The organism is Shimia aestuarii, assembly GCF_900114635.1.
Lineage (GTDB): Bacteria > Pseudomonadota > Alphaproteobacteria > Rhodobacterales > Rhodobacteraceae > Shimia > Shimia aestuarii.
Window position 1 is genome coordinate 372,246 of record NZ_FOTQ01000001.1, and the last position, 11,787, is coordinate 384,032.

The window sequence follows — 11,787 nt, forward strand, 5'->3', positions numbered from 1 at the left end:
GCCCTTGAGATAAGCCCTCCCGCCGCCTTACAAAAGGCCAAACAGTCCGGATGTCACAATATGCCCTCCCCTCGCCTCGCCGCGCGCGCCCTGATCCTGCAAGATGACCGCCTGCTCGTGGTCAACGCCTACCCGGCGGGGAAAAGCGACCTCTGGTGCGCACCCGGCGGCGGGGTCGAACGGGGCAGCTCTCTACCCGACAATCTCGCCCGCGAAGTGCACGAGGAAACCGGCCTCACCATCGCCGTGGGCGCGCCCTGCATGATCAACGAATTCCATGACCCCGAGGGCACCTTTCATCAGGTCGATGTCTATTTCCGCTGCACGATCCTGTCCGGCATGCTCTCCGACAACTGGCAGGACCCCGAGGGCATCGTCAGCGAACGCCGCTTCGTCACCCGTGACGAACTCTCCCGCATGGCGTTCAAACCCGACAGCCTGCCTGACGTGGCATGGTCCGACAGGCTCTTTTATGACCCGCTCGAACCCATCGTGAAACCGACGCGATAACCTTACCGGCGCATCGACACCAGCACGCCCCCGATCACCAGCACCGCCGCCCCCACAAAGCGCCACGTCATCGGCTCGCCCAGAAATGCCATGCCCCCTGCCATCGCGATTACAGGCACGCTCAACTGCGCGACCGCCGCCCGGCTTGCGCCCAGCGCGGGCAAAAGCTGATACCACAGCGCATAGCCCAACCCCGAGGTCAACGCGCCTGAAACCACCGCCAACACCACGCCCTCTGCGCTCCATCCGGTCGCGCCCAGACCCACAGCCCCCAGCACCGCAACCGGCGCCGCCAACAGGAAGTTCATCGCCGTGGCCTGTGTCGCATCCCGTTCTTTTCGCCCTTGCAGCGAATAGAGGCCCCAGCCAACACCCGCGGCCACCATCATGGCCGCATGCGTCGCAGAAACGGCAATCGCCCCACCGGGCCACAGCAACCAGACCAAACCGGCCAATCCCAACAACGCCCCAAACCATCGCGTCGCGGGCATGTCTTCCCGCCCGAGCAGCGCCCCGGCGAACATGGTCGCCTGCACCACTCCGAACAGGATCAACGCCCCAAGCCCGGCATCCAGCGCCCGGTAGGCCAGCGAAAACCCAAAAATGTAGAGAAGCAGCCCAAGCACCCCGATACCGCGCCCGACCCCGCCAATGTCAAAGCCCCGCCGTTGCCACAAAACCAACAGCGCCAGCATCACCGCCCCCGCCGCCAGCCGCACCGCGCCAAAGGCAATCGGGTCCATCCCGGCCCCGGCCACGCCCGCCCGGTTCAGCACCGAGTTCGCGGCAAAGGCCGTCATCGTAATGAGGGTGAGCAGGAACAAGCGCATGGCACTTGGTGGCACGCGGGATGCCCGAGGGCAAGACCGGTCACACCCCGCGTGCCTTACGCGGCAAGGCAAGGACCAACGCCATCGCCGCGATCTTCAGAAGGCAGGGCAGCACCGCGTATCCCAGCGTCAATGCGCGCAAAGCCTCCGTTGAATTCTCTTCGCCGGGCTTGAACCCCGACATCTCCAGGAACGGCAGCAACACCGCCGCCACCAAGGCCAGCGACAGCTTTGTCACCAGCGACCACAGGCCGAACCCCGCGCCCCCTTCAAGCCGCTCTTCGTCCAGCCCCACAGCAAACAGCGCTGGCAACAACACCATGTCCGCCCCAAGCGCCAGCCCAGAGCCGACACAGACGGCGGCAAATCCCATCGCCGCCCCTTCACTCAACCCCGCAACCCCCGCAAAGCTGACAATGGCAAGACTCATCCCGCCGAGCAGCACCGGTTTCGCCCCCCACCCCCGCGCCATCCGCGCCCAGAGCGGCGCGCTGATCCCGGCCGCGGCAAAAAAAGTCAGAAGGAAAAAACCTGCCAGCCCCGCCAATTGCAACCGGTCCTCCACGAAGAACAGGAACAGGGTCGAGGTCGCTGCCACGGGAAGCGCATTTACCAAACCCAGCGCAAGCAACAGCCGCATCCTCCCGCTTGCAAGAACCGCCTTGAGCCCGAGCGACGGCCCCTCAGGTGTACCCTCACGGCTCCACAGCCGCGACATGGCCAAAGCAGCAAGCAGAACCACGGCGACGTAAACCCCCGCAAACCCCCGGTATCCCATCACCTGAGGCAAAATCGCTGCAAGCAAAATGCCAACCACGGTGCCTGCCTCACGTGCGCCCGCCAAACGGTAATGCGCTCCCGCCCCGCCAGCCTGTACCAGCCGTACTCCTTGCGCATAAAACAGGATGGTCAATAGGCTGTAGCTCGTGAAGATCACCACCAGCACCGCCACCAGCCAAAGCACCGGCGCCCCGATGGGCGCCATACCAAACAGCCCCCAGAAACCTGCCGCCAACCCAACGCTTCCGATCGCCGCCCAAACGCCAACCGGCACGCCGGGACGGTCCGTAAGCCACCCCAGCGCCGGGTCCTGTGCAAAATCCATGATGCGTATGCCCAGCAAAACCGCCCCCAGCGTGCTCAGGCTGATCCCCATCTCGACCGTCACGTAACGCGGCAGATGGATGTACAGCGGCACACCAGCAGCAGCCAGCATGGCCGCATACACCCCAACCCGTGAAAGCACTTAGCCAGCCGCCCCGCGCAATTGCCGCGCCAGCGCCTGATCGCGCGCATCCTCAGACAGCCAGATGGCCATGTAACGATCCCGAATACCCGCATGCTGCAGACGGCAGGTCTTGGACCCGTTTACCCAGAAATCCAGCGTATTTGCGCCGCGCGGGGCCGACACAACCCGATCCCCGGGGCGCACATCACGCAAACACTGGGTCAGCTTGGCACGAATTTCGCCGTGATCGGCACGCGCGCCTTCCATGCGCTCCAACTCGTCCATGCTGGCGCGCAGGAGGATTTCGGAACGCACTTTCCGGGCATAATCCAGTTGCAGCGCAAAGGGTCGATCCCAGTCAAACCCACGCCCACCCGGCGTGAACAACTGCGCGTCATACACTTTGAACCCAAGCCAGCGAAACGCCCCCTCACCCAATTCCGCCGGCTGGCTTACAACCGTGCGCACTTCCGGCGCCACATCCGCCTTGGCCTTGGCGGCAAAGGCGACTGGCAACAACAGGCTCAACGTCATGATCAACATGCGGCCCCTGATCGGCAATCTCGTCTGCATGGCATCCCCCCTTGGCAACCATTGGTGATTTTCAAAGGGTACGCCTCATTTCCGAAAGCGGATCATTTTCCCAAGCCGACCAATCCGCAACGCGCACACACATGCGTGCGGCTCACATCTTCCTTTTGCCAGAAATATTCTGGGGGACGCCGAAGCCCCCTGGGGGTTCGGCGGGGGGCAACGCCCCCGACACCGCCCCAATACCCTAACGCCGGTTCTTCTTGTCCTTCATCACCGAACGCACCATCTTGCCAAAGTTTTTGTCCTTGGACCGCCTTTCGGCCAGCGACGCCGAGTTGAACCGGTCTTCCGCCATCAACTTGCGCCAACGCTCCAACCGCGCTTGATCAAGCTCACCGGCTGCAATCGCCGCTGTTACCGCACAGCCCGGCTCGCTGTCATGCGCACAATCGCGAAACTTGCACTGCGTCGCCAGATCGGTGACATCGGCGAACAAATCCGCGATCCCGTCCTCGGCATCCGCCATCTGCAACTCGCGCATCCCCGGCGTATCCAGAACAGCCACCCCGTCCGGGGTGAAGTGCAACTGGCGCGCAGTGGTCGTGTGCCGCCCCTTGGCATCATCCTCACGGATGCCTGCCGTGGCCACGCGCCCCTCTTCGAACAGCGCATTGACCAGCGTCGACTTGCCCACGCCGGAACTGCCCATAAAGGCCACGGTCTGCCCCGGACGACACCAGTCCACCAGCTTCTCGAGCGGCTCCCGGCTCAGCGCATTGAGCGCCACGACCACAACCCTGCCCGATACCGACATCGCCTCCTGAACGTATGTATCAGGATCGTCGCACAGGTCTGTCTTGGTCAAAACGATCACAGGCGTCACGTCCGCATCAAACGCCAGCGCCACATAGCGCTCCAGCCGTGCAATGTTGAAATCGGCGTTACAGGAGGTCACGATGAACGCCGTGTCCACATTGGCCGCGATCAGCTGAAACCGGCGGTCATGCCCCGGCGCGCGCCGCTTGAACAGACTCTTGCGCTCCAAAAGCACGCTATGCGCCGGAAGGTCCGCGTCATAGAGAAACCAGTCCCCCACCGTCGCGTCCGGTCTGGCCGGGATCAGGCCCTCGATGTCCTCTCCCACAACGCGCAGCCCATTGCGGTGCACTTCGCTCACGCGCACGGGCGGTGTCTGGTTAAGGGCTTGCGGTTCAACCTGTCTTGCAAAAAACGTCTGCCAGCCCAACCGCGCCAGCTTGGACGGATTTTCGGTGCCGGATTGCGACGACGTGGATGTTGAAAAGAACTGGGAATAGTCCCGTGTCATATCTTGTTACCTTCATGGCCCTGCCGGGATCATCCCGGCATCAATCTATCATTGGATCAGGTGCAAAAACAGCCCAGCCGCCCGCAACTCTGCGGACTGCGTCTCAGGTCGTTTTTGCCTTGGAAGGACGCCGTGCCTTCCCACCTCAACGGGCCATGAAATCTCCATCGTTACGACCTCAGAGATATGCTCTTGCAACGCAGAGCGCAATCTACAACAGAAACAAAAGAGGCCACCCAAGGGCACCAGCCCGTGCGGAAAGTGTTGAAAAGGATGCGACAGAATCCAAGCGAACAGATCCAGTGTTCCGGGAACCCGATATCTGAAGGCTTGCGTCAGGTGGCTGCATTGAGCCCAAAGGTGCCCAGTCCTACCCCGGCCACGCGAAGGAGCTTGAAGCTCTCATCAATGCATCGAGAGCGGGAGAATGTTTGCGCCCGGGTACTGTGAATGCGGCTATTCTGCGCTCGACAACCGGTTCGACGAGCGGTCTTTGCATAAGGCCGGGTAGCGTCACAGAGTATTCGGGCATAAAGGCAAAGCCAATTCCTGCTGCCACCATCGCCTGAACCCAGTCTTCACGTTCAGAGCGGAAACGCGCATACAACTCGACGCCTTTGGTTTCGCATACGGCCATCACCATCTCGCGTAGTTCGCACGCCAGGCGATCCACGTATCTCTCTCCCGAAAGTTCCTCCAATGAAACAGCGTTGAGATTTCCCAAACGATGGTCAGGCGGAAACACGACCACATACCGTTCAGAGTAAAGCTCTCGCGTTCGAAATTCGTTCTCTAGGTCCTCGTTTACGGTCATGAAAGCGGCGTCGATCTCACCTTCCGACAACTTGTCTTTAAGTTCCGGCGCGCTTGCTTCGCTGACAGACAATTCAATGCCAGCGTTGGATTTTTCGAATTGGGCAAGAAACCGCGCCAACCGGACGTGACCAATCGTCGAGAGCACACCCAACCGCAATGGCACCTTTTCAAGCAGTCGAAAGTTCTGCGCGAGAATCTGTGTAGCTGCAGCTTCATCTACAATGTGCTGAAGGTGTGGCAACATGGAGCGACCAAAATCGCTGAGCAATATCTTTCGACCTTCGCGGTGAAACACCGGTGCACCAAGGTCTGCCTCCAAAGCCTTCACACCTTTAGTAAGCGCCGGTTGACTGACGTTGCACTCGCTGGCCGCCTTTGTAAAGTTCAGGTGCTTAGCTGCGGACAGCACGTATTTGATTTGAGACATCTCCATTGCCGGGCCTCACAGAATCCAACCCACTGGTTTCCTCAATATCATAACTTACCCAAACCTGTGGTTATTGACCAATAAGGAAGAGAAGTTTCCATTCGGCGTCGCTCTATGCTGCAGTAATTGCATCAGATTCAAATTTCTCGGAAAGGATCGAAGATGTCAGTTTTCATGGTGGAAAGAGATCTTGCAGGCATAAGCATGGACGACTTGGCAGCCGCCCAAAAGGCCGCAATCGAGACAGCGGAGCAAATGACCAATGCAGGTGAAAAGATTTCCTACGTCCGCTCAACATTTGCTCCCGATGACGGAAGGTGCATGTGCCTTTTTGAAGGAGAAAACGAAAATCAGGTGCGCAATTTGAACGACAAGGCGGGACTACCTTACAATCGCGTTGTCGCGGCCTTGGACCTGACGCCTTAAGAAATTGCTGCCCACAACAAGAGAAATGCGCCTCGGGGTCTCTCCCCGAGGTCCGCTTGGTCCTGCATATCAGACCTTGACCGAAGTGTCGCCAAAGTCTGTTTTTGGTCCCTCAAACGCCTTCTCGAGGATTTCTTCGAGAGGGTCGTAGGTGCAATTGCCCACCAAACTGAGGGCAGACCTGCGTCGGTTCAATAATTATGGCATGGGATGGCCCGCGGGTGACTTCGCGTAGCTTTCGGCAAAGGTACCCCGCAGGGATCGCGAAGCGATTTCGCCTGGCTTACATGACAAAGGCGCCCGAAGGCGCCTTTGAGTATCGCTTTTCGACGGAATTTCCTTGCGGAAATTCGTCTTACATCATGCCGCCCATGCCGCCCATGTCGGGCATTGCCGGTGCGCCTGCGCCTTCTTTGGCGGGCTTGTCGGCAACCATGGCTTCGGTGGTAATCAGCAGGCCGGCAACCGAGGCCGCATCTTCCAGAGCGGTACGCGCCACTTTGGCCGGGTCGATCACACCGAACGCGAACATGTCGCCATATTCTTCGGTCTGAGCGTTGAAGCCGAAGCTGCTGTCGGTCGATTCACGCACCTTGCCAGCCACAACTGCGCCGTCCACACCGGCGTTCTCAGCGATCTGGCGCAGCGGCGCTTCGATGGCTTTACGCACGATGGTGATACCAGCGTTCTGGTCGGCGTTTGCACCTTCCAGACCTTCCAGCGCTTTACCGGCCTGAACCAGTGCAACACCGCCACCGACGATCACGCCTTCCTGAACAGCAGCGCGGGTCGCGTTCAGAGCATCGTCCACACGGTCTTTGCGCTCTTTCACTTCGACTTCGGTCATGCCGCCAACCTTGATCACGGCAACACCGCCTGCCAGCTTGGCAACACGTTCCTGCAGCTTCTCACGGTCGTAATCCGACGAGGTTTCTTCGATCTGGGTGCGGATCTGAGCAACACGTGCTTCGATCTCGGCTTTCTCGCCAGCACCGTCAACGATGGTGGTTTCGTCCTTGGTGATCTGGATTTTCTTGGCGGTGCCAAGCATGTCCATGGTCACCGACTCGAGCTTCATGCCGAGGTCTTCCGAGATCACCTGGCCGCCGGTCAGGATCGCGATGTCCTGCAGCATGGCCTTGCGGCGATCGCCGAAGCCCGGTGCCTTGACGGCTGCGATTTTCAGGCCGCCGCGCAGCTTGTTGACCACGAGGGTCGCCAGCGCTTCGCCTTCCACGTCTTCGGCAATGATCAGCAGCGGCTTCTGCGACTGGATCACCTGCTCGAGCAGCGGAACCATCGGCTGCAGCGACGAGAGTTTCTTCTCGTGCAGCAGGATCATGCAGTCTTCCAGCTCTGCGATCATCTTGTCGGCGTTGGTCACGAAGTAGGGCGACAGGTAGCCGCGGTCGAACTGCATGCCTTCCACGACAACGGTCTCGGTTTCCAGACCCTTGTTCTCTTCAACGGTGATGACGCCTTCGTTGCCAACTTTCTGCATCGCGTCTGCGATCTGCTGGCCGATTTCGGCTTCGCCGTTGGCCGAGATGGTGCCAACCTGTGCGACTTCTGCGGAGTCTTTCACTTCGCGGGCCATGTCCTTGATGCCCTGCACGACTTTGGCGGTTGCCAGGTCGATGCCACGCTTCAGGTCCATCGGGTTCAGGCCGGCCGCGACCTGCTTGAGGCCTTCTTTAACGATGGCTTGTGCCAGAACGGTCGCGGTGGTGGTGCCGTCGCCGGCTTCGTCATTGGTGCGGCTGGCGACTTCTTTCACCATCTGCGCGCCCATGTTCTCGAACTTGTCTTCCAGCTCGATTTCTTTCGCAACCGAAACACCGTCCTTGGTGATGCGCGGTGCGCCGAACGACTTGTCCAGAACCACGTTGCGGCCTTTGGGGCCGAGGGTCACTTTCACCGCGTCGGCGAGGATGTTGACGCCCTTGAGCATCTTGTTGCGGGCATCGGTGTCGAATTTCACGTCTTTTGCAGACATAGTACGTTACCTCTTGGATTGTTTCTTAGCTGATGTAGGGTGCGTGTTCACACGCACTGCCAGCAGACGATCAGGCAATGATGCCCATGATGTCGGATTCTTTCATGATCAGCAGCTCTTCACCGTCGATGGTGATTTCGGTGCCCGACCATTTGCCAAACAGGACCTTGTCGCCTGCCTTGACGTCCAGTGCGATACGGTCGCCGTCATCGTCGCGCAGACCTGCGCCAACGGAAACGACTTCGCCCTCGGCGGGCTTTTCTTTCGCGCTATCGGGGATGATCAGGCCGCCTGCGGTTTTCTCATCGCCTTCAACGCGACGAACCAACACACGGTCATGCAGAGGTGTAAATGCCATTGTCTAGGTTTCCCTAACTAGTTTGTCTCCCTGACTCCTCAGCGGAGTCGTTAGCACTCCTCGGAAGCGAGTGCTAACGGCGCATAGCTAGGCAGGTCGATACCGGGTGTCAACAGGAGCAGATCGAAATTTTCGGCACTTTTTTCGCCGCGCCGCAGCAATGCGCAACCTAGGCCACCTCCAGCAAGGCCTCGCTCACCGACCAGAGCCGCTCGGCGGCGTCGTCATCCGTCGCGTGGGCGTTCACACCAAAGAAACGCGCCGTCGGGCTGTACATGTCCGTCGGTGCCGCGATATCGCAATCCTCGCAATACACCCCGGCCTTGCCCTCCAACAAGGGCGACGTCGCCGCCCAAAGCGTTGTCGAACAGCCCTGTTCGGGTGTTTTGAACCCCTGCTTGGCCAGTTCCGAGGGCTCCCCGTCCTCGCCCAGCCAGCCCAGCGCAATCATCTCTTCTTTGGGCAAATGTCGCTGCAAGGGTGTGAAAATGCCGCCCGGATGCACCGAGAACGCCAGCCCGTTTGTCACCTTCAGCCGCCGCGACAGCGCGTTGGCAAAAAGCGCATTGGCAGTCTTGGCCTGCCCATAGGCCTGCCACTTGTCATATTCGGACGTCTCGTACTGAATATCATCCCACCGGATTGGGGAAATCTTGTGCCCCGTTGAAGACAGGGACACGACGCGCGGCGCCTCTGCAGCCGCCAACAGCCCCATCAGCGCCTTTGTCAGTGCAAAATGCCCCATGTGGTTTACCCCGAACTGGCTTTCCCAGCCCGGCCCGACGCGTTCCAGCGGGCAGGCCATGATACCGGCATTGTTGATCAACAGGTCCAGACCCGACAATTCCTCAGCGACTTGCCCCGCAAACCGCGCAATCGAGCGGTTATCGGACAAATCCATCGGCAAGGCCGTGACATCCCCCGAGATCGTGGCAAGCGTCTCGGCGGCTTTCTCGGGCGAGCGCACCGGCACGATCACCGTCGCCCCCTTGTTGGCCAAGGCCCGCACCGTTTCCAGTCCCAGCCCGGAATAGCCTCCTGTTACAACCGCCGTCTTGCCCGCAAGGTCAATCTCCGCCAGCACCTCTGCCCCGGTGCTCTTTGCATGAAAGCCGCTGTTGACCGGCACCTGATCCGCATTTGCCATTCCGTTCTCCCTGAGTGTTCCACCGTGTGTCTTTGACAGATGCGCATGGGCGGTGGCGCAAACAATTGCAGATCGCGCCAAAATCGCCTTTGATCAAACCGGATTTACAAGCCCGACCGGCGCGCTAGGGTGACGGGTAACAGCCGGAGACACGAGTTATGCAAATCACCGCCAACGGGATTACCCTCGAAGTTCAGGAATTTGGCCCCAGCGACGGCGTGCCGCTGATCCTGATACGCGGCCTCGGGTCACAACTGATCCACTGGCCCGCCGAACTCTACAATGGCCTCGCCGCGCGCGGATACCGCACGATCATTTTCGACAACCGCGATGTTGGCCTCTCCCAACGGTGTCCGGCACCCGATGCCCCCGGCGATGCCGACGCGATTCTGGAAATCGCCGCCTCCGGCGCGCCGGTGCCCCATGCCTACAAGCTGACCGACATGTCTGATGACGTGATCGGCCTGATGGATGCGCTCGACATCGAAACGGCGCATATCTTCGGCATCTCAATGGGCGGCGGCATTGCCCAGACCCTCTGTATCGACCATCCCGACCGCCTGCGTTCGGCCACCATCGTCATGACCGCCGCCCGCCCGCTGGCCAGCGGCGAAGAAGGGCGCACACTGTTGCCCGCCATCCTGTCCCGCCCGATGGACAAGGACGCCTATATCGAAAGCTGGGTTCAGGAACATGCAAATCACGGCAGCCCCGGCTACCCGATGCCCGACGAGGGCATCCGTGCCGAGGCCGAACTGGCCTGGTCGCGCGGCGTCGATGCGGACGGCATCAACCGCCAGGCCCTCGCAGTCATGGCCAGTCCAGACCGTCGCTCCGATCTGACCCGCGTTGCGCTGCCATGTCAGGTCATCCACGGCGTTGACGACGCCCTGATCCCGGTGGAACTTGGCGCCGAAATCGCGTCGCTGATCCCGGAATGCGACTACCACGCCATTGACGGCATGGGCCACATCATCACGCCCGCATTGGCCCCGATGATCGTCGAGATGGTGGATGATTTTATTCAGCGGCGCGGAGGCTGACCCCCGCCTGCGCCGCGCAACGCGCTAGCGCAGTTCCCTGAGCATGTCCCGCTCATAGGCGGCAAGCGCGTCGAATTCCCCGTTCGCCACCTTGTTCGCCCAGTCCGGGTTGGCAATCAGCGCCCGCCCCACGGCAACAAGATCGAACTCGTCCCGCTCCAGCCGCTCGATCAGGTTGTCGATGCTCGCCGGCTCGCCCGCGTTGAAATTCGCCGTCCCGTCCTCGGGCAGGAAATCGGCATTCAATCCCACGCTCCCCACGGTGATCGCCGGCTTGCCGGTCAGCTTGCGCGCCCACCCGGCAAGGTTCAGATCACTGCCCTCGAACTCCGGCTCCCAAAAGCGGCGCGTGGAACAATGAAAGATGTCCACCCCGGCCTCCGCCAACGGCGTCAGAAACGCGCCCAGCGCCTCGGGCGTCTCACACAGGCGCGCTGAGTAATCCTGCTGCTTCCACTGCGAAAAGCGGAAGATCACCGGAAAGTCATCGCCCACCGCAGCCCGCACCGCCCGCACGATTTCAAGCGCAAAGCGCGACCGCGCCGCCAGATCCCCGCCATAGCCATCGTCCCGCTGATTGGTGCCGTCCCAGAAAAACTGGTCGATCAGATAGCCATGCGCGCCGTGAATCTCGACCGCGTCAAACCCGATCTCCTTGGCATCCTTCGCCGCCTTGGCGAACGCCGCCACCACGTCGTCGATATCCTCTTGCGTCATCGCGTGCCCGACAACCTTGCCCGGCACCGCCATGCCGCTCGGGCTGTAACCCGGCGTATCGCCCCCCGGATCAATACCAGGGCGCCGGATCGCCCCCACGTGCCAGATCTGCGGCGCGATCTTGCCGCCCGCCGCATGCACGGCGTCAACCACGCGCTTCCACCCGGCCAACGCATCCTCACCAAAAAACGCCGGCACATTGGGATACCCGCTGGCCGCCGGGTGATCCACGATGGTGCCTTCCGTGATGATCAGCCCCACGCCCCCCTCGGCGCGACGCCGGTAATAGTCAACCACAAGGTCATTCGGGACATTGCCCGGCGAATAGGTGCGCGTCATGGGTGCCATGACCACCCGGTTCTTCAACTGCAGCTTTTCCGAACTGAACGGACGGAACAGGGTTTCGGCATGGCTCATCGCGTTTTCCT

Annotated in this window: 12 protein-coding genes; 3 read left to right on the forward strand and 9 right to left on the reverse strand. The window is 60.9% G+C overall.

The features are described 5' to 3' along the window. Window positions 1–60: 60 nt before the first annotated feature. Entirely contained in the window at window positions 61–510 is a 450-nt protein-coding gene (locus BMZ35_RS01875) for an NUDIX domain-containing protein (protein ID WP_093090346.1), read from the forward strand. Between the two features lie 2 nt (window positions 511–512). Here BMZ35_RS01875 and BMZ35_RS01880 read toward each other — a convergent pair whose 3' ends face one another. The 5 genes from BMZ35_RS01880 to BMZ35_RS01900 form a co-directional block, all read right to left on the reverse strand. Then, window positions 513–1,340, reverse strand: a complete 828-nt coding sequence (locus BMZ35_RS01880) for a DMT family transporter (protein WP_093090348.1) — start codon at window positions 1,338–1,340, stop codon at window positions 513–515. Window positions 1,341–1,380: 40 nt separating this feature from the next. After that, a complete protein-coding gene (locus tag BMZ35_RS01885) occupies window positions 1,381–2,586 on the reverse strand; it encodes an MFS transporter (protein ID WP_278247110.1) in 1,206 nt (401 codons plus the stop codon). After that, window positions 2,587–3,141 carry a hypothetical protein gene (locus BMZ35_RS01890; protein ID WP_093090351.1) on the reverse strand — a complete coding sequence of 185 codons (555 nt, stop codon included), beginning with the start codon at window positions 3,139–3,141 and terminating at the stop codon, window positions 2,587–2,589. A gap of 205 nt (window positions 3,142–3,346) precedes the next feature. Further along, window positions 3,347–4,429: a ribosome small subunit-dependent GTPase A gene (gene rsgA / locus BMZ35_RS01895; protein ID WP_093090353.1), complete on the reverse strand. Its 1,083-nt coding sequence runs from the start codon at window positions 4,427–4,429 to the stop codon at window positions 3,347–3,349. Window positions 4,430–4,799: 370 nt separating this feature from the next. Continuing rightward, on the reverse strand, window positions 4,800–5,678 hold the full coding sequence (locus tag BMZ35_RS01900) for a LysR family transcriptional regulator (RefSeq protein WP_093090355.1): 879 nt from the start codon (window positions 5,676–5,678) through the stop codon (window positions 4,800–4,802). A gap of 156 nt (window positions 5,679–5,834) precedes the next feature. Between BMZ35_RS01900 and BMZ35_RS01905 the strand changes: the two genes are divergently transcribed. Then, window positions 5,835–6,098 carry a DUF4242 domain-containing protein gene (locus BMZ35_RS01905; protein WP_093090357.1) on the forward strand — a complete coding sequence of 88 codons (264 nt, stop codon included), beginning with the start codon at window positions 5,835–5,837 and terminating at the stop codon, window positions 6,096–6,098. Between the two features lie 355 nt (window positions 6,099–6,453). On the opposite strand, the gene groL is transcribed toward BMZ35_RS01905, so the two are convergent. From groL to BMZ35_RS01920, 3 genes are all read right to left on the reverse strand, one after another. Continuing rightward, a complete protein-coding gene (groL, locus tag BMZ35_RS01910) occupies window positions 6,454–8,094 on the reverse strand; it encodes a chaperonin GroEL (RefSeq protein ID WP_093090360.1) in 1,641 nt (546 codons plus the stop codon). Between the two features lie 70 nt (window positions 8,095–8,164). Further along, window positions 8,165–8,452 (reverse strand): co-chaperone GroES, encoded by a 288-nt coding sequence (locus BMZ35_RS01915; RefSeq protein ID WP_093090364.1) that lies wholly within the window; start codon window positions 8,450–8,452, stop codon window positions 8,165–8,167. A gap of 169 nt (window positions 8,453–8,621) precedes the next feature. Further along, window positions 8,622–9,599: an oxidoreductase gene (locus tag BMZ35_RS01920; RefSeq protein ID WP_093090366.1), complete on the reverse strand. Its 978-nt coding sequence runs from the start codon at window positions 9,597–9,599 to the stop codon at window positions 8,622–8,624. 158 nt (window positions 9,600–9,757) lie between these two features. Between BMZ35_RS01920 and BMZ35_RS01925 the strand changes: the two genes are divergently transcribed. Next, window positions 9,758–10,642 (forward strand): alpha/beta fold hydrolase, encoded by an 885-nt coding sequence (locus BMZ35_RS01925; protein WP_093090368.1) that lies wholly within the window; start codon window positions 9,758–9,760, stop codon window positions 10,640–10,642. A 24-nt stretch (window positions 10,643–10,666) separates the two neighbouring features. Here BMZ35_RS01925 and BMZ35_RS01930 read toward each other — a convergent pair whose 3' ends face one another. Further along, window positions 10,667–11,776, reverse strand: a complete 1,110-nt coding sequence (locus tag BMZ35_RS01930; RefSeq protein WP_093090370.1) for an NADH:flavin oxidoreductase — start codon at window positions 11,774–11,776, stop codon at window positions 10,667–10,669. Window positions 11,777–11,787: the final 11 nt, after the last annotated feature.